This window comes from Neorhizobium sp. P12A, assembly GCF_008365395.1.
Lineage (GTDB): Bacteria > Pseudomonadota > Alphaproteobacteria > Rhizobiales > Rhizobiaceae > Rhizobium.
Genome location: NZ_QOVX01000001.1, coordinates 1,057,721 through 1,075,466 on the forward strand (window position 1 = coordinate 1,057,721; position 17,746 = coordinate 1,075,466).

Below are 17,746 nucleotides of genomic sequence, written 5' to 3' on the forward strand. Positions count from 1 at the left end.
CGATTAATATACGACCGGTCATGTATTTAATAAGTTTCTCGCTGAAACGCCGCGACAGCGAGTGATGACTTTTATCGCGGCTATCAAAGGAGCAAATCATGCCTACGATCACGACTACAGACGGCGTAAATATCTTCTACAAGGATTGGGGCTCAGGCCAGCCGATCGTTTTCAGCCACGGCTGGCCGCTATCGGCGGACGACTGGGATGCCCAGATGATGTTCTTTCTTCGCCACGGCTACCGGGTGATCGCCCATGATCGGCGCGGACACGGCAGGTCTGACCAGCCCAGCACCGGCAACGATATGGACCATTGGGTTGCCGACCTCGCGACCTTGACTGAACACCTCGACCTGCGCGACGCGATCCATATCGGGCACTCGACAGGTGGCGGTGAGGTGGCTCGCTATGTCGCTCGCCACCAGGAGCGCGTCGCGAAGGCTGTACTGGTCGCTTCCCTGACGCCGAACATGTACCGGAGCGAGGAAAACCAGTCCGGTCAACCGCCGGAGTGGTTCGAAGCGATCCGGGCAGGCGTGCTGGGCAACCGGGCGGAGTTCTTCCGCTTCGTCCCTGAGAACCCGTTCTATGGCTATAACCTCGATGGGGCCAAGCCTTCGGAGGCAGTCATTGCGAACTGGTGGCGCCAAGGAATGGCCGGCGGTGCCCTCGCTCACCACGCGACTGTCGACTCTTGGCTCGAAGATTATACCGAAGACCTCAAGAAGATCACCGTGCCGGTGCTCGTGATGCATGGCGAGGCCGATCAAGTCGTCCCCTTCGCAAGTTCCGTGCCGCGTGCGGTCAACCTGCTTAAGAACGGGTCGCTGAAGACTTATCCTGGCTACCCCCATGGCATGCTAACCACACATGCAGATGTCCTCAACCCTGACCTGCTCTCGTTCATCAGGTCTTGACGACACCTCTTGTCCATCATCGTATTCGCAAACTGAGGAGGGTTCGGGTTTCGTCATAGTGACGAAGGAACGAACAAGAAGCTCAAACCCTCCTCGACAACTCGTCGGCCAAGGCGTGCCTGCACGGGGCGCTTTAAGGGAAACCGTGACATGTGGAGTTTGTCTACGCCGCCGAGACTCAGGACTCACGACTGGGCAGCCAGAAGAGGATAATCGCGGCGAGGGTGATGGCGCCCGTGAAGGTGTGGGCGCAGCGATCGTAGCGGGTGTGGACGCGGCGCCAGTCCTTGAGCCTGCCGAACATGATCTCGACCTTATGGCGTTGGCGGTAGAGCTGTCCTGAGCCTAAAGTTTCAGTCGCGGCTTTTGTCGGCACTTTTCATATCTGCCGCACTACCCCATTATGCTGCTTCGCTCTCAGCAAATCGCGGCCCTCAATGGATTCGATCCTTTTCCCGACACCAGACAATCCCGCTCCGGACAATCGTACCGAGGGCTATTTCGAGACCCATGACGGGCTGAAACTGCGGTACGCCGTCTTCCGTTGCGCCCAGCCGGTCGCAAAGGGAACGGTCGTCATCCTTCAGGGGCGCAACGAGTTCATCGAGAAATATTTCGAGACGATCCGCGATCTGAACGCGAAAGGCCTGTGGGTTGCCACCTTCGACCTACGCGGCCAAGGTGGCTCGACACGGCTGCATCGTGACGGCAAACGCGGCCACGTCCGGCGCTTCTCCGACTACGAGCGCGACCTGGACACCTTCCTCAAGCAGATCGTCCTGCCGGATACACGCCTGCCCTTCTATCTCCTGGGGCATTCCACCGGCGCCCTGATTGCGCTCTCGGCCGCGCCGCGATTGACGTGCCGCATCGAGCGCATGGTGCTGTTGGCTCCCTTTGTCGGCCTCACGGGACAGGCCTTCTCGCTGAACGCCATCAGCTGGCTTTCCGGCAGCGCCTGCAGGACCGGTCTCGGCACCATGCAATTCACCAAGAAATTCAAGGAAGTGCCGTTTTCGGAAAATCCCCTGACGACGGACGAGCGACGCTATAGACGCAACGAAGCGATCTACAAGGCTCATCCGGAGCTCGGGCTGGGGCCGCCGACCGCCCGCTGGCTGCACGAAGCGATCCTCACCATCCGCGGCGCCTCCACTCCGGACCATCTGTTTTCGATCACCATCCCGACGGTGCTGATCGCGCCGACGCGCGACGGGGTGGTGCCCTATGCAGACCAGGAAAGGCTGTCGCGCTATTTCCGCGCGGCGCAGCTGGTGCCTGTGCCGGGCGCCAAGCATGAGGTGCTGCAGGAAAGGGACAGCTATCGCGCGGCAGCCCTTGCCGCCATCCACGCCTTCATCCCCGGCAGCGATGCTGAAGCCAGCACTGAGGTCGTCGGAGCCGGCGCTTAAGCTTAAATTTGCGATGCCGCTTGTCAGCGAGACAGGATCGCCATTGCCTGTTCATGCACGGCGCGGCTGCCCGCGGCGATGACCGATCCGCCCATTTCGGGGCGACCGCCGTCCCAGGTGGTGATGATGCCGCCCGCCTGCTCGATCACAGGGATGATTCCGCCGACATCATAGGGCTTCAGCACCGTTTCCACCACGAGATCGACGTGGCCGGCAGCCAGCAGCGCATAGGCGTAGCAATCGGTGCCGTATCGGAAGAGCCTGACCTGGCTTTCGATCTCGCGATATTTCGCCACCTCGTCGCCGACGAACAGATGTGGAGAGGTGGTAAACAGGATCGCCTTCGACAGGTCGCCGCAATCGCGCACCTTGAGCGTCCTCTCCCCATCCGGCCCGACATAGCTCGAGCTCTTGCCGTCGGCGAAATAGCGCTCGCCGGTAAATGGCTGGTCGATCAGGCCCATGATCGCTCGGCCGTTCCTGTGCAGGCCGATCAGCGTGCCCCAGACGGGTACGCCGGATATGAAGGCGCGCGTGCCGTCGATCGGATCGATCACCCAGACATATTCGCGGTCGAGACCGACATTGCCGTGTTCTTCGCCGAGAATGCCGTGGTCGGGAAATTCCGCCTCGATAAGCGCCCGGATCGCCGCCTCTGCGGCACGATCGCCCTCGGTGACGGGATCGAAGCCGCCGGCCTCCTTGTTGACCACGTCGAGCCCCGAGCGGAAGCGTGGCAGCGTCTCGGCCTTGGCCGCTTCGGCGAGCCGATGAAAGAACGAGCGGTCAGGAAGCATGGTCGATCCGATCCTTGGTTTGGACGCGATGTCATAGCCTAAAAGCCAACAGCTGCAAATGGATAAGGCAGGAAACCGGCAGTTGCCTAAATTTGATGCAATGCAAAAAGATGCTTGACATTTGTGCAACGCAATAATAGTGTTTCCCTACAGTCTTCTGACTGTAAATACCCTCCTTGGGTGTTTCCTCCCTAGACTTAGCCGCGCCGCAGGCGCGGTTCTTTTTTTGGGGATCCGGTCAACCGGCTGCCTGCAAAGCTTTTCCGAAACCCGTCTTGCCTGAATTCCCCGCCGTTCTATGATTCAGCGGTGTGGTGGGGATGATGTCAATGCGATTCGTGATAGCGGCCTTGTATGCCTGCGGCTGCGTCGACCTGTCGGAACCTCCCGGCTGGGTCGCGGCCGGCGACTATATCAACACCGCGGTCGAGTGCCGCCAAACCGCCGATCCGGGCGCCTGCGAGAGAATACGCACGGCCTGGGACAGGAATTATACCGATGCCCTGTCCGGCTCCTACGACGCCCAGCGCACGATTTCCTTTTGCCTCAGCACAGGCTGCGAGCAGGCGATCCGCGAGGACCGCACCCTTGGCTGCGCCTGGCGGTTGGTCATATCGGGATCGGGCCATCCGGAAGCCGGCGAAACCGACACGGCGGACCGAGCGCATTTCTGCGGCCCCGACATGCTGGACCAGCAGGCCCGGACGGAGGCACAAGCGCAATCGGAAACCTTGCTGAAGATGCTGCGAAAAACCAGCTGATCGCTATTCGGCAGCGAGCGCCGTGTCGCCCGCGAACTTATCGACATAATCCGCCATCTGCCGCATGAACGAGGTCATCGCAGCCCTGACAGCGTTGAAATCCGGGCTCTTCTGCAGCGTGATCTCGTCGATATAGAGCGCGCGGTTGACCTCGATCTGCAGCGCGTGGAGCCCTCGGGAGGGTCGCCCGTAATGCTCGGTAATGAAGCCGCCGGCATAGGGCTTGTTGCGCACGGCGGCAAAGCCCATTTCCTCGAGTATCTGCATGGCGGCACGCGAAAGCTCGGCGGAAGCGCTGGTGCCGTAGCGGTCGCCGATGATGAAATCCGGGCGGACATGGCTGCCGGCGATGCGGATATTGCCGGGCATGGAGTGGCAGTCGATCAAAACGCCGAAACCGAACTTCACATGGGTCGCGGCGATCAGCCGCCGCAAGGCGGCATGATAGGGCTTGTAGATCGTCTCGATGCGCTTCAGCGCATCCTCGACCGGCACGCGGCGCGCATAGATTTCCATGTTTTCGGCAACGATGCGCGGAATGGTGCCGAGCCCGCCGGCAACCCGGATCGAGTTGATATTGGCATAGGGCGGCAGCGGCCCGTCGAACATGCGGGGATCGAGTTCATAGGGCTCGCGGTTCACGTCGATATAGGCGCGAGGAAAATTGGCAACCAGAAGCGGCGCCCCGAGGTCGCAGGCGGCCGAAAACAGCTCGTCTACATAGTGATCCTCCGAGCGGCGGATCGACATGCCCTGAAGACGGGACTGGGCGATGAAATCGGGGGGATAGATGCGGCCGCTATGCGGAGAGTTGTAGACAAAGGGAATTGACTGCGAAACGGGCTCCAGTATCTCGAATATTTCGAAATCGCGCATTTCTGCAGGCATCAGACGTCTTTACCATGTCAACAAGTTGTGCACTGCCCATGTTGCCAGTTGCTTGCGCGCAAGTCCATACTAACATCAACTGAAATGATGGCCGTCGACATTGCTATTCATCGCTTCTTTACGGGCGACGGATAAGGTTAACGGCTGAATAGCCATGAGAGATGACATTGATTGACGGTCCTGTAATGACTCAGAAGATACTTCTTGCCGAAGATGACAACGACATGCGTCGCTTCCTCGTGAAAGCGCTTGAAAAGGCGGGCTACAAGGTCTCGTCCTTCGACAACGGCGCCAGCGCCTACGACCGTCTTCGCGAAGAGCCCTTCTCGCTGCTTTTGACCGATATCGTCATGCCCGAGATGGACGGCATCGAGCTGGCGCGCCGCGCCACCGAGCTCGATCCTGACCTTAAGGTCATGTTCATCACCGGCTTTGCCGCCGTTGCGCTGAACCCTGATTCGAAGGCACCGAAGGATGCAAAGGTCCTTTCCAAGCCTTTCCACCTGCGCGAACTGGTCGACGAGGTCAACAAACTCCTTGCCGCATAAGGCATTCCGGCGGCGCGTCACAAAACTTCAAAAAAGCCTATTGACGGCTCAAAGGGTTTTGTGATCTATGCGCCGCCATCGGATGGGCGTGTAGCTCAGCGGGAGAGCACTACGTTGACATCGTAGGGGTCACAGGTTCAATCCCTGTCACGCCCACCATCCGATCCCCTTGACCCACAAGGGACTTTCGCCAAGCCGCCGATTGGTGAGTTTAAGTCTTCAAAGCATTGCCTCTCCTCAAGCCTTCCGAAGGCTTTATTTTGTGCACGTAATCTACTTGGGACGTGCCGCTGTTGCCCTTCGGTAATGAGGCAAATTTATCGAGATAAGAAACCTCCTCGCCTGCTATCCCGCGCTGTACCTTTCTCCACTCGCAGCGTACGTTTCCAGCGGCTAAACCGATCCAGGGCGCATGGAAGACGCTACCGTTTATCGCTGGCGGAGATTTGAGGGGAAGACTCGCATGCTGAGACTTGTTCGGGCATTGATCGCGATTGGGGCAATCGTGGCCCTGGGGATCGTTCTCTGGTTTGCGACCAGGCCGCCGCCGCTGGTGGTCCAGGGAGAAGTTTCCGCGAATCGCGTCGATCTCAGCCCCCGCGTGTCCGGACGTGTTGCCAAGCTCAACGCCGATGTCGGGGATAATGTCACGGCGGGCTCGGTGATCGCTGAATTGGAAAGCCCGCAACTGGTCGCAAGCCTGCAAATGGCGAAAGCCGCACTTGCCGTCTCCGAGGCCGACCTCATCAGAGTCAACAGCACCCGTCCGGAGACAATCGAGGCTCGAAAGGCGGAGTTGGCCGCCGCCGATGCCGACGTCACCCTTTATCAGGAGAATTCGGCGCGCCAGGCAAAGCTCGTCACCTCGGGCTCATCGACGCAATCGATGGTCGACGAAGCGACCCGCAACCTCGAATCTGCAATCCGCAAGCGGGAATCGGCACAGGCCGCTTTGGATCTTGCCGTCGCCGGATCGAGCAAGGAAGAAAAGGCGCTCGCCGCCACCCAGGTCGAGCAGGCAAAGGCCTCGCTGGCGCAGACGCAAACGGATGTCGGCGAATTAACCATCCACACGCCGATCGATGGGCAAGTGACGACGCGCGTGGCCGAGCTTGGGGAAAATTTCAGTGCCGGCGCACCCCTCTTCTCCCTGATCGACATCAACCACCCTTGGTTCACCTTCAACCTGCGTGAGGATCTGCTCAAGGGACTTGCGATCGGCGACCGGTTCGAGGTGACGGTGCCTGCCCTCGATAACAGCAGGATCGAGGTGCGGGTCACCGTCATCAATGCGCAGGGGCAGTACGCCACATGGCGCGCGACCCGGGCGACCGGCGATTTCGATCTGCGCACTTTCGAAGTCCGCGCCGAACCGATCAGCCCGGTCAAGGGACTGCGCCCGGGAATGAGCGCGATCGCACTCTGGCCCAAGGCGGGGTCGTGACGTGCTCGGAAAGGGAGCGATCAGACCCGGCTTTGCTCTCGTCTTCCGGCGGGAGGTCGATCATTTTCGCCGCCGCCCCTTCCTGCTTTTCCTGTCTACTCTTATGCCGCTGATATTGATGGGGCTTTTGGCAACCGTCTTCCACGAAGGCCTGGCAACCCGGTTGCCGATCGCCGTCCTCGACCTTGATGGCTCGGATCTTTCAAGAACCGTCATCCGCACCGTGGATGCCACGCCGGACACCGCCGTTGCCGTCCGGGTGGCCGATCTGGCCGAGGGCCGACATCTCATTCTGTCGGGAAAGGTGCACGGCCTGCTGTACCTTCCTCTCAATCTTGAGCGGGATACCCTCGCCGGCCGGCGTCCCGAGGTCGTTTTTTTCTATAACACCCAGACCCTGACGCCCGGCAACTTGACGCTTCGGGGGGTCAGCGCTGCCGTGCCGAGCGTGGCGGCGGTAATCCGGCTGGCGTTGCGAACCGAGAAGGGCGAGCCTGTCGACATCGCGCAGACAGACCTGCAGCCGATTCCGGTCCAGGTCCATCCGCTCTTCAATCCGACCCTCAACTACGCCTATTTTCTTCTTGCAGCCCTCTTACCGTCGGTCCTTCAGGTGGCCGTCATCACCACCATGGCCTATTGCGTCGGCCTTGATGTCGACCGGCCCTATCGTCTGCGGGTCCTTCGCAGGCTCGGAGGCGGCCTGTGGTGCGCGCTGTTCGGGAAGATCCTGCCTTATACGATCCTGTTTCTATTCGTGCTCGGCCTTTCCGATATCGTTCTTTTTTCCGTTCTCGAAATGCCGCTCAGAGGCGACAGGCTGCTTCTCGTTTGCGGCGGCATTCTCTTTGTGCTCGCCTGCCAGTTTCTGGGCACACTTTTTGCGCTTATCCTGCGCCCGACGGCAACAGCCATCAGCATCGGAGCCCTGTTCGCCGCCCCGGCATTCGGCTTCATGGGCATCGGCTTTCCCAGGCTTGGCATGAATTTCTTCGCCTATCACTGGGGCCAACTGCTGCCGGGGACCTGGTATCTGATGGTGCGCGTCGACCAGACCGTCCGGGGCACACCCGTCGACCTGTCGCTCCAGCCGCTGCTGTCCCTCCTCGCGCTGATGCTGATCCTGCTCCTCCTTGTGTTTCTCCGACTGACAGTCCTCGGCTTGCGCACCGATAGGATGCACGCAAGCAGACGGCTAAGAAGGGAGGGCGGGACATGAGCGGCCTTCTCGCGGTCTATCGCATCGAACTGGAGCGCATCTTCAAGCTGCGGCCCGCCTTCTCGGTCCTGGTGATTGCCGTTCTCATCTATTCGGTCTTCTATCCCCAGCCCTATCGAAACGAGGCCTTGCGGAACGTACCGATCGCGCTCGTGGATCGCGACGATACCGACAGCAGCCGGGAGCTCGCGCGCCGATTGGAAGCGTCTTCGGATATCACAATCGCGGCTACCTTTCCGGACGAGGTTTCGGCCGAGCGCGCGATTTTCGCGAGGAACCTATTCGGGCTTGTCGTCATCCCCAAATACTTCGAGCGGGACCTGCTGCACGGTCGCGCGTCGCCGATCGCTCTTTATGCCGACGCCAGCTATTTCCTGGTCTATCAGCGCATCTCCGGCGCGGCGACAGCGGTTGCCCGAACCATGGGTGCCGAAATCGAGACCGCTCGCCTGATCGCCGCCCATGTGGATCCGGTGATTGCAGAGGCCGCCCCGGATCCGCTCCCTCTGACGGCGGTCACCCTCTTCAATCCTCAAGGCGGTTATGCGACCTATATTCTTCCCGCTGCCCTAGTGCTCATCCTGCAGCAGACCCTGCTGATCGGCGTCGGCCTGCTCGAAACGCATCCAAACCCGAAGCTGGAGGCATTGTCGCAGCAGCAGGCGGGTCCCTATGACAGGATATTGGGCAAATTGCTCGCCTATCTGACGATCGAGATATTCGCCGCCTCCTTCTACCTGATTGCCCTGCCCTATCTTTACGGCATTCCGAGGCTCGGATCGCCCGTCGCGATCGCGATCTTTGCCCTACCCTTCATCATCGCCGTATCGTCGCTTGGCATGGTCATCGCCAGGCTGCTGCGAAACCCGCTGGCGGTCCAGTTGCTGACGGCCGCTGTCGGAATACCGTTTCTGTTCCTTGCGGGATTTTCCTGGCCGGCGGAAGCAATCCCGAACTGGCTGAAAGACATAGCCCTCGTGCTGCCCAGCACTTCCGCGATTTTTGGGATGGTCGGTGTTGCGCAGTTGGGCGCGACCATCGCCGAGGTATCTCAGCAATTCCTCACGCTGTGGATATTGGCGGTCGTCTACACCGTTCTTGCGTTTTTTCTCGAAGCTCGAAGTCCCACAAGCGCCTGAATATGCGAGACGTGCCGCACCGGGCCCTCAACGCCCCGCAATTTTGCATGCCTGCATTGTCCGTGACACTATTGTGACAATGCAGTGACGCGCCTACATGCAGCGGCAGAAAAAAAGAAAAACAAGTGAGTTCAAAATGCAAAACAAAAGAAACGCCATCAAAGGCGGCTTCATGCGCTTCTTCTCGTCGGCCAATTTTGTCGCCCGACGCCGCCGCAAATCAGAAGTCAAAACTCCCGCTATCCATCCTTCCGTATTGGACGGATTCTTCGGCTAATCGACAAAGGAAGGCTCAAGGCCGTAACGCGCCTCGAGCCGATAGCCAGCCCGCTCCCACCGATTGCGGGCGGCCAGCCACCGGCTCTGCGCCGGACCAGCCGTCACTGTTCCAATACATGCCCCCAGAACCAATTGGCCGGGTAGGAATGAACCCCGCGGTCGACGAAGCTGTATCGATAGAGACAGCTGCGAAGCGCTAGAATGTGCCACGTGTCGTTGGGGTATGGCGATCCGCGCTGCGGCAGGCTTGCCTCGCGATCGCAATAGGCTAGAACCCTGTTATAGTGGTTGAGAAGCCTGGGATCGGAATCGACGCGAACGCCGCCATAATAGGTTTCGTAGTTCGACGGCGCTTCCGCCGCTGAAATACATGCAAGGCTGAGTGCTATTCCTGCTGCCATCAACAATTTCATCGGACCCACCTCGAGCTATGGTTTAATCACGGAAATCGGGCGCATCGGCTTTTGTTCTCGCCCCGGATCGACTTTTCCGTCTCACCTTAAAGCGCATTTGCAACAAAGCTTTGCCGCAACCCTGCTGTAAAATATCATCACAGACGAATCGGAAGTTAGGAGCAGAATCGCCATGGGCAAGGTCAGCCGGATTTCATGTGCCCTCGCGGCATTTTTCTTAGTTGCGAGCGGCGCGATGGCGCAGAATTTTCCCGGTCCTCCCGGCCTTATCGCCCTGCCTGGCAAATGCTCGAAGCTGGTCGTCGGCAAGCTCGACGCGTCGAAAGGATGCAAGGGCGAATTGGCGACCGTGACCGGCCCTGACGGGACCGTGACCTTTATTTTCACGTCTGAAGGCAAAATGCTCGGCTTCGGTGGTGACGGACGAACCGTACGGCCGACGACGCCCGGAAACGCGCGCCTGACGCTGAATATGGTCTCGACGGGTGTCGGTACGAAGATGACGGGCCAGGTCGAGGCATCAGGCTTCTGCACCTTCGGCAACCCCTATTCGGGCAAACCGACCACGATCGAATGCACGGCAAAATCCAAGGATTCCGCCTTCACGGGCAGTTTCAAGACGAATGGCAAAGCGCCGCCGGCAAATACCAAAGCTCCGAGCAAGAAATAACTCGAATGGCGCCGTAACGAGAGCCATGGCGGCGAGCTTGCCCATCTTTCGGTAGCTTGTCCGTTTCCCCTTAACGCCCGATCACAGGACAGCCGCGGACATTTGCAAAGTAGATGCGATCGGGACCGTGGTGGGTAAAGCCTTCCACGACAACGCGGCGCGGGTCGACATCGATGACATGCGGGCGGTGAAAGCCCATGTCACGGGCCTCGTCTTCGGCGTCATCGAGATTGCAGGCATGCGCATGGCGCGGCGGTGGCGGCGGGCCACCGTCGTCGTCATCGTATCCTTGTTGCGGCGGATAGCCGGGCGGCGGGCCGGTCTCCATGTCATAGTCCTGCGCTAGCGCCAGATGCGGGACGCTGACGACGCCAACGAAAAGCGCCAGCGCCACGGTGGTCAGACGGGAGATCATGTCTTCCTCCTGTATTTCCCCTTCCCCCTGCGTTACCGGCCCCTGTCTTGCCCGGCCCCTCATGTTCCTCAGGCGGATCTCGATGCACGACGCAGCCGGACAAGAGCGATCAAGGAGCGATCATGGAACGCCCTTCGCAAACGGCTTGCCGGGTTGAAGGTTCCTCTTAAGGAGGGGCTTTGGGAAGTGTCAGGACATTATGAAACCCCGGGGCAGGCTCAGGACAGCGCTGCCACAACCCAGGGACTATGAAGCTGCAGTAGCCGCTTCGTCAGCAATTGTCGCCGTCCAGCTCGTAGGTCATCCCGACGATGCTGCCGTCACGCTCGTGAACCAGCTTCGGCGCATAGACCGGCTCGCAGTCCGGTGCCGCTGCCGCCGCCGGATCGATGGAGCCCGTCACCGTGCTGACGTCCACCTCGGGCGTTTGCGTTGAATAATCGATGACGCCCTCAAGCGCCGCCCATACTGGAGCTGCTGCAGCCATCAATAGCGCTGCTGCCGCTACGCATCTGAATGCCATCCGCCTATGCATGTTCGCCTCCAGCAGTAAAACCGCTGCCTATCAACTGTATTCGAAGCTCATTTGTTCCGCGCTTCAAGTAATGAATCCGGGCTTTTTGGGCGTAGCTCGTCGGCTATTCTATGCATTTTATGCAATTCTGAAATAATATAGGTCAGTATGTAGATTCGGCCTACGCCGACTGGCCAATGCCCAAAGGACGGATTCTTGATTAGACTCGTCCGAATCTGGAAAATTCTAATAAATAATGATTAGGCCCGACTAACCCGCGCCGGATGATCTGCGCTCAAATAACGGGCTCAGCCTTGCAAAATTGCCGTTGTGGAAAAACCTGCTTGACGAGGCTCATCGGCCTCCCTACGCCTCGAAGACACGCGTTCGCGCAAGGAGATGACCAGTGCCAATCCTCGTCTACATCGCGCATTTCTTTGGTGGCGTATTCCTGGCAAACGGCATTCCGCATTTTGTATCCGGCGTCTGCGGCAGACCGTTTCGCACGCCTTTCGTGCGCATGCATGGCGGGGACGTCAGCTCGCCGACCATGAATGTCATCTGGGGCTGGCTGAACCTTTTGGTCGCCTACTTGCTCTTCATCGACGTCGGCCCGCTTTACCTGGGTTCGCTGGTCGATACTGTCGCCAGCGGTGCGGGCATGCTGCTGACCGGCATTGTGCTCTCAAGGATATTTGCAGGGCAACGGGCAATCTGATCGGTGGCCACACGGCGGTTTTAATGATGCGCTTGCCGCCACAGGCGGTTGTGAACCTGCGCGCCGGCAATGGCGATCGCCAGTTCCATCGCCCTGTCCATGTCATTCTGGCTGGGTACGCTGCCTTCGAGCACGATCGTCGTTTCGACGATCGTCACCGTAATGTCGCTCGCGTCGATATCCTCGGCATAGGCGAGAGCGCTCGCGATAGCTGATTTCAGCGCCGCGTGGCGATGACCAAAATTTCCCTGCTCGAAACCGGAATCGCCGGAGAACGGCTGCTTGAACACCATGTCGATCGTCCCTTGCTACGACGAATGGGTAACGCCTGGGGATGTCTTTGGTTCGACCGGCTTTAGCGGGAGCGGATGTCCTTCTTGGTGGAGGCATCAGCATCGGCCGGCGCTTCCTTGGAAAGGTCAACGCCTGTCACATGGGCCGGCACGTGGATATCGTCATGCGTGGCCGGCGGCAGCGTCAGGTCGACATTGTGCGGCGGCAGCACCTGAGCGTGCCGCAAGGCGTTTGGCCGCGCTCGTTTGGAGCTCTTGGCCGGCGTCGGCGGCTTCTCCGAAGGATGGCGGAAATGGGGTGTCATGATAAAATCTCCTGGGTCTCGGATGACAGCACGGAGGTGCCCTGCATGTGTTTCGAACGTCGTTCGTTGCGTTTGGTTCCCGTAAAATTTGCACAGCAGTTGGAAGGAAGCGTGAAATCAATCAAAGGTTGCGCCCTGCGCCCTTGACGTCGCGGGCAACTTCACTACTTTTAGGATGTCCTGCGGCCCCTGACATTGGCAGGACGAAAAACATTGGTGCCGGGCCCCTCTGGCGAGAGTTTGAACGGCGCTCTCGCGATGTCGGTACCGCCTGCAGATGAGCCGGCGGATTTTCTTTCGATGACAAACCCAACCATGCCTCGCCCGCATGCCGTTTTCGGCATGGCGCGTCTTTTTGCCTACCGGCATATGATCCTCAGAGCCGGAGGCCGGTCATGAAACAGCCGATCACCCATCACAGCGCGCTCGGCTATTTCAAATGGGCCTTTATCGTCACTGCTGCGGGCCTCGTGCTCGGCGGCGTGCTCGGCTGGAACATGACGAATACGCTCGGCGGCGTAGCCACCGCCTTCTTCATCTGTGCGGTTCTGGCCGTTCTGGAGATTTCGCTCTCTTTCGACAACGCCATCGTCAATGCCAACAAGCTCAAGGAAATGACGCCTGTCTGGCAGAAGCGTTTCCTGACCTGGGGCATCGTCATTGCTGTCTTTGGCATGCGCATCGTCTTCCCGCTGGCGATCGTCGCTGTGGCGGCCCATATCGACCCCATAGAGGCGCTGAACCTGGCGGCAAGGCAGCCGGATAAATATGCCGAGATCATGCACGGCGCGCACCTGCCGATCGCGGCTTTCGGCGGCACCTTCCTGATGATGGTCGGCCTCACCTATTTCTTCAACCACGAGAAAGATGTCCACTGGATCGTGTTCCTCGAAAAGGCGATGTCGCGCTTTGCGACCATCAAGGGCATCGAGATCGCCTTCGTGCTGATTCTTGTGCTGATCTTTTCCTCGCAGTTGAAGGATGCTGGTGAAGCCACGACCTTCATCTATTCCGCCATCTATGGTCTCATCACTTTTCTGCTGCTGGAGGTGCTCGCGGGTTTTCTCGATGCTTCGCAGCGCGCGATGAGCGAGGCGGCAAAGGGCGGACTGGGCGCATTCCTCTACCTTGAAGTGCTGGATGCGAGCTTCTCCTTCGACGGCGTCATCGGCGCCTTCGCGCTGACGCAGAACCTTTTCATCATCGCCATCGGTCTCGGTATCGGCGCCATGTATGTGCGCTCGATGACGATCATGCTGGTGGAGAAGGGAACGCTGATGCACTACCGCTATCTCGAGCACGGTGCCTTCTACGCGATCATCGCCCTTTCGTTCATCATGTATCTGCAGACGCTGGTACACATACCCGAGGTGATCACCGGGCTTGGCGGCGCCGGCCTGATCGGCATCTCGCTCTGGTCGTCCATCCGCTTCAACAGGAAAAACGGCATCGTCCATGAGCATTCAGGACGAAATGAAAAAGTAAGAGCCGGGTGAAAAACCGGAATCTCGGCGGCGGGCGAAAGTCCGCCGCCTTCGCTTTGCCCCTCCCCGCGCCGTGCCAAGCATCGGCAACCGCCTTGCTTTCTTTCGCTGCATTGCACACTATCCCATCCGGGAACAGCAACAGCCGCACAACGATGCGCGCCGGGCGAAGAGAAAAATGTCGATCAAAGCAAGCATTTATCACCTGACGCATTACAAATACGACAATCCGGTCATTCTCGGGCCTCAGATCATTCGTCTGAAGCCCGCATCACACTCCAAGACGAGGGTGCTCAGCCATTCGCTGAAGGTCACGCCCTCCAATCATTTCGTCAATTTGCAGCAGGACCCCTACGGCAATTATCTCGCCCGCTACGTCTTTCCCGAGCCGGTCACAGAGTTGAAGATCGAGGTCGATCTCGTCGCCGACATGACGGTCTACAATCCGTTCGACTTCTTCGTCGAGGAGGAAGCGACCAAGTGGCCCTTCGACTACCCCGAAACGATCCGCGAGGACCTGTCGATCTATCTCACGCCGGAAGAGCCCGGCCCGCTGCTTGCCGCCTTCCTTGAAACGATCGACCGTTCGAAGCAGAAGACCGTGGACATGGTCGTCGGCCTGAATGCCCGCCTGCAGCACGAGATCGGCTATGTCATCCGCATGGAGGCCGGCGTGCAAACGCCTGAGGAGACCTTGCAGACTGCCAAGGGCTCCTGTCGCGATACCAGCTGGCTGCTGGTGCAGATCCTGCGCCATCTCGGCCTCGCCGCCCGCTTCGTCTCCGGCTATCTCATCCAGCTCACCCCCGATCTCAAGGCGCTCGACGGCCCCTCGGGCACTGAATACGACTTCACGGACCTGCATGCGTGGTGCGAGGTCTACCTGCCCGGCGCCGGCTGGATCGGTCTCGATCCGACATCAGGCCTTTTGACCGGCGAAAGCCACATCCCGCTCGCCGCCACGCCACACTTTCGCAATGCAGCGCCGATCTCCGGCGGCTATATCGGCGAAGCGAACACTGAATTCGCCTTCGACATGAAGGTGACCCGCGTCGCCGAGCATCCGCGCATCACCAAGCCCTTTTCCGATGAAAGCTGGGATGCGCTGAACGCGCTCGGCGAGGAAGTCGACCGCGTTTTGAAAGAAGAGGACGTGCGCCTCACCATGGGCGGCGAACCGACCTTCGTGTCGATCGACGACTTCGAGTCTGAGGAATGGAACACCGGAGCCGTCGGCCCGACCAAGCGCGACAAGGCTGACAACCTGATCCGCCGTCTGCGCGAGCGTTTCGCCCCCGGCGGTTTCCTGCATTACGGCCAGGGCAAGTGGTATCCCGGCGAGAGCCTGCCACGCTGGACCTTCTCGCTCTATTGGCGCAAGGACGGCAAACCGATCTGGCAGAATCCCGACTTGATCGCACTGGAAGGCGCAAAGACAGGTTCTACGTCAGAAGATGCGGAAAAGCTGTTGACCGCGGTCGCAAGCGAACTCGCAATCGCCCCCGATATGGTGCAACCGGCCTACGAGGATCCGGCCGAATGGATCGTCAAGGAGGGCAGCCTTCCTGAAAACGTTGACCCCTCCAATTCGAAACTGAAGGACCCGGAAGAGCGCAGCCGCATCGCGCGCGTCTTCGAGCGCGGCCTGACGGTCCCGACAGGTTATGTCCTGCCGGTCCAGGCAGGTTATGTCCTGCCGGTCCAGGCATGGAATGCGCGTGCGAACGGTCGACGCTGGGTCAGCGAGAAATGGCGCACCCGTCGTGGCCGCATCTTCCTCGTTCCCGGCGACAGCCCGGTCGGCTTCCGCCTGCCGCTCGGCACCCTGCCCTACGTGCCGCCGGCGCGCTATCCCTATATCCACACCGCCGACCCCTCGATCCCGCGTCAGCCATTGCCCGATGTCTTCGTGCCGGTCGGCCGGGCCATGCCCGAAGCGTCCTTCCAGACGGATGACAGCGCGCAGGGCCGGATCGAACAGACGCTCGGCGAAATCGGCGGCGCCGTGCGCACCGCTCTCTCGGTCGAACCACGCGACGGCCGCCTTTGCGTCTTCATGCCGCCGGTCGAGCGGATCGAGGACTATCTGGAACTGCTGGCCGCCGCCGAAAACGCCGCCGGCGCCATCGGGCTACCAATCCACATCGAGGGTTATCCGCCGCCGCAGGATGAACGCATCAACGTCATCCGCGTCGCGCCAGACCCCGGCGTCATCGAGGTCAATATCCACCCCGCGGCAAGGTGGGGCGAGTGCGTTGACATCACGACTGTGATCTACGACGAAGCCCGCAAGACGCGGCTGGGTGCCGACAAGTTCATGATAGACGGCCGCCACACCGGTACCGGCGGTGGAAACCACGTGGTCGTCGGCGGCCAGAATCCCAATGACAGCCCCTTCCTGCGCCGCCCGGACCTGTTGAAGAGCCTGGTACTGCACTGGCAGCGCCATCCTTCGCTGTCCTACCTCTTCTCGGGCCTCTTCATCGGCCCGACCAGCCAGGCGCCGCGCATCGACGAGGCCCGCCACGACAGCCTTTACGAGCTGGAGATCGCCATGGCCCAGGTGCCGGCGCCGGGCCATGGCATCCAGCCCCTGCCCTGGCTCGTCGACCGCCTGTTCCGCAACATCCTCACCGACGTGACCGGTAACACGCACCGCGCCGAGATTTGCATCGACAAGCTGTTTTCGCCCGACGGCCCGACCGGCCGTCTTGGCCTCGTCGAATTCCGTGGCTTCGAAATGCCGCCGAACGCCCGCATGAGCCTTGCCCAGCAGTTGCTTGTGCGTGCACTGATCGCCCGCTTCTGGAAGAACCCGATCGACGGCAAGTTCGTCCGCTGGGGCACGACCCTGCACGACCGTTTCATGCTGCCTCACTATATCTGGCAGGATTTCCTCGATGTACTGGCCGACCTGAAGCAGAACGGCTTCGACCTGCGCTCCGAATGGTTCCAGGCCCAGCTCGAATTCCGTTTCCCCTTCTGCGGCGAGGTCGAATACGAGGGCAACAAGCTGGAAGTGCGCCAGGCGCTGGAGCCGTGGCACGTCATGGGCGAGGAAGGTGCTGCCGGCGGAACGGTTCGCTATGTCGACAGCTCCGTCGAGCGGCTGCAACTGCGCCTGGAAACCAACAATCCCTCGCGCTACGCCGTCACCTGCAACGGCCGTCGCGTCCCGCTGACACCAACCGGAGCCTCCAGCGTCTCGGTTGCCGGCGTCCGCTTCAAGGCCTGGCATCCAGCCTCCGGCCTGCATCCGGTGCTGCCGGTTAACACCCCGCTGACATTTGACATTTATGATACGTGGTCCAATCGTTCGATCGGCGGCTGCATCTACCATGTTGCCCATCCCGGCGGCCGGAACTATGAGACGTTCCCCGTCAATGGTAATGAGGCGGAAGCGCGCCGTCTTGCGCGATTCGAGCCTTGGGGGCACACGGCCGGCGGTTATATCCTGCGGTCCGAGCAGGCATCGCCGGAATTCCCGCTGACGCTTGATCTGCGACGTCCGCCGGGAATTTGAACCAGAG

General features: G+C 60.2%; 19 protein-coding genes, 1 tRNA gene and 1 pseudogene. 13 read left to right on the forward strand and 8 right to left on the reverse strand.

What is annotated here, in order from left to right:
- Positions 1–98: 98 nt before the first annotated feature.
- On the forward strand, positions 99–917 hold the full coding sequence (locus DTW90_RS05065) for an alpha/beta hydrolase (protein ID WP_149336774.1): 819 nt from the start codon (positions 99–101) through the stop codon (positions 915–917).
- Positions 918–1,095: 178 nt separating this feature from the next.
- Here the strand turns inward: DTW90_RS05065 and DTW90_RS05070 are convergent.
- A pseudogene (locus tag DTW90_RS05070) lies at positions 1,096–1,254 on the reverse strand (transposase); the annotation flags it as partial.
- A 100-nt stretch (positions 1,255–1,354) separates the two neighbouring features.
- Between DTW90_RS05070 and DTW90_RS05075 the strand changes: the two are divergent.
- Complete coding sequence (locus tag DTW90_RS05075) at positions 1,355–2,329, forward strand: alpha/beta hydrolase (RefSeq protein ID WP_149336776.1); 975 nt, start codon at positions 1,355–1,357, stop codon at positions 2,327–2,329.
- 23 nt (positions 2,330–2,352) lie between these two features.
- Here the strand turns inward: DTW90_RS05075 and hisN are convergent, their stop codons facing one another.
- Complete coding sequence (gene hisN / locus DTW90_RS05080; protein WP_132526783.1) at positions 2,353–3,126, reverse strand: histidinol-phosphatase; 774 nt, start codon at positions 3,124–3,126, stop codon at positions 2,353–2,355.
- Between the two features lie 329 nt (positions 3,127–3,455).
- Here hisN and DTW90_RS05085 point away from each other — a divergent pair, with 329 nt between their 5' ends.
- Positions 3,456–3,887: a hypothetical protein gene (locus DTW90_RS05085; RefSeq protein WP_149336778.1), complete on the forward strand. Its 432-nt coding sequence runs from the start codon at positions 3,456–3,458 to the stop codon at positions 3,885–3,887.
- A gap of 3 nt (positions 3,888–3,890) precedes the next feature.
- On the opposite strand, the gene DTW90_RS05090 is transcribed toward DTW90_RS05085, so the two are convergent.
- A complete protein-coding gene (locus tag DTW90_RS05090) occupies positions 3,891–4,775 on the reverse strand; it encodes an N-formylglutamate amidohydrolase (protein WP_132526779.1) in 885 nt (294 codons plus the stop codon).
- 185 nt (positions 4,776–4,960) lie between these two features.
- Here DTW90_RS05090 and cpdR1 point away from each other — a divergent pair, with 185 nt between their 5' ends.
- The 6 genes from cpdR1 to DTW90_RS05120 all read left to right on the forward strand — a co-directional run bounded on the left by cpdR1 (position 4,961) and on the right by DTW90_RS05120 (position 9,402).
- Positions 4,961–5,323, forward strand: coding sequence for a response regulator CpdR1 (cpdR1, locus tag DTW90_RS05095; RefSeq protein ID WP_111162680.1), 363 nt, complete (start codon positions 4,961–4,963; stop codon positions 5,321–5,323).
- Positions 5,324–5,407: 84 nt separating this feature from the next.
- Positions 5,408–5,482: transfer RNA gene (locus tag DTW90_RS05100), tRNA-Val, on the forward strand.
- Positions 5,483–5,786: 304 nt separating this feature from the next.
- Positions 5,787–6,767: an HlyD family secretion protein gene (locus DTW90_RS05105; protein WP_149336779.1), complete on the forward strand. Its 981-nt coding sequence runs from the start codon at positions 5,787–5,789 to the stop codon at positions 6,765–6,767.
- A 1-nt stretch (position 6,768) separates the two neighbouring features.
- Positions 6,769–7,986, forward strand: coding sequence for an ABC transporter permease (locus DTW90_RS05110; RefSeq protein ID WP_149336781.1), 1,218 nt, complete (start codon positions 6,769–6,771; stop codon positions 7,984–7,986).
- Positions 7,983–9,125 (forward strand): ABC transporter permease, encoded by a 1,143-nt coding sequence (locus DTW90_RS05115; protein ID WP_149336783.1) that lies wholly within the window; start codon positions 7,983–7,985, stop codon positions 9,123–9,125. The genes DTW90_RS05110 and DTW90_RS05115 overlap by 4 nt, the downstream gene beginning before the upstream one ends.
- A gap of 97 nt (positions 9,126–9,222) precedes the next feature.
- Complete coding sequence (locus DTW90_RS05120) at positions 9,223–9,402, forward strand: hypothetical protein (RefSeq protein WP_149336784.1); 180 nt, start codon at positions 9,223–9,225, stop codon at positions 9,400–9,402.
- A 103-nt stretch (positions 9,403–9,505) separates the two neighbouring features.
- On the opposite strand, the gene DTW90_RS05125 is transcribed toward DTW90_RS05120, so the two are convergent.
- Positions 9,506–9,817: a hypothetical protein gene (locus DTW90_RS05125; protein WP_149336786.1), complete on the reverse strand. Its 312-nt coding sequence runs from the start codon at positions 9,815–9,817 to the stop codon at positions 9,506–9,508.
- Between the two features lie 172 nt (positions 9,818–9,989).
- On the opposite strand from DTW90_RS05125, the gene DTW90_RS05130 reads away from it, so the two are divergent.
- On the forward strand, positions 9,990–10,487 hold the full coding sequence (locus DTW90_RS05130) for a hypothetical protein (protein ID WP_132526769.1): 498 nt from the start codon (positions 9,990–9,992) through the stop codon (positions 10,485–10,487).
- 70 nt (positions 10,488–10,557) lie between these two features.
- Here the strand turns inward: DTW90_RS05130 and DTW90_RS05135 are convergent, their stop codons facing one another.
- Both DTW90_RS05135 and DTW90_RS05140 read right to left on the reverse strand, forming a co-directional pair.
- Entirely contained in the window at positions 10,558–10,902 is a 345-nt protein-coding gene (locus tag DTW90_RS05135; RefSeq protein ID WP_132526767.1) for a hypothetical protein, read from the reverse strand.
- 271 nt (positions 10,903–11,173) lie between these two features.
- Positions 11,174–11,389, reverse strand: a complete 216-nt coding sequence (locus DTW90_RS05140) for a hypothetical protein (RefSeq protein ID WP_149336788.1) — start codon at positions 11,387–11,389, stop codon at positions 11,174–11,176.
- A gap of 433 nt (positions 11,390–11,822) precedes the next feature.
- On the opposite strand from DTW90_RS05140, the gene DTW90_RS05145 reads away from it, so the two are divergent.
- A complete protein-coding gene (locus DTW90_RS05145) occupies positions 11,823–12,134 on the forward strand; it encodes a hypothetical protein (protein ID WP_149336790.1) in 312 nt (103 codons plus the stop codon).
- Between the two features lie 20 nt (positions 12,135–12,154).
- Here the strand turns inward: DTW90_RS05145 and DTW90_RS05150 are convergent, their stop codons facing one another.
- Positions 12,155–12,427: a BON domain-containing protein gene (locus tag DTW90_RS05150; RefSeq protein ID WP_149336792.1), complete on the reverse strand. Its 273-nt coding sequence runs from the start codon at positions 12,425–12,427 to the stop codon at positions 12,155–12,157.
- 62 nt (positions 12,428–12,489) lie between these two features.
- Positions 12,490–12,732, reverse strand: a complete 243-nt coding sequence (locus DTW90_RS05155; RefSeq protein WP_149336794.1) for a hypothetical protein — start codon at positions 12,730–12,732, stop codon at positions 12,490–12,492.
- Positions 12,733–13,127: 395 nt separating this feature from the next.
- On the opposite strand from DTW90_RS05155, the gene DTW90_RS05160 reads away from it, so the two are divergent.
- Complete coding sequence (locus DTW90_RS05160; RefSeq protein ID WP_132526757.1) at positions 13,128–14,228, forward strand: DUF475 domain-containing protein; 1,101 nt, start codon at positions 13,128–13,130, stop codon at positions 14,226–14,228.
- A gap of 166 nt (positions 14,229–14,394) precedes the next feature.
- Positions 14,395–17,739 (forward strand): transglutaminase family protein, encoded by a 3,345-nt coding sequence (locus tag DTW90_RS05165; protein ID WP_149336796.1) that lies wholly within the window; start codon positions 14,395–14,397, stop codon positions 17,737–17,739.
- Positions 17,740–17,746 lie beyond the last annotated feature (7 nt).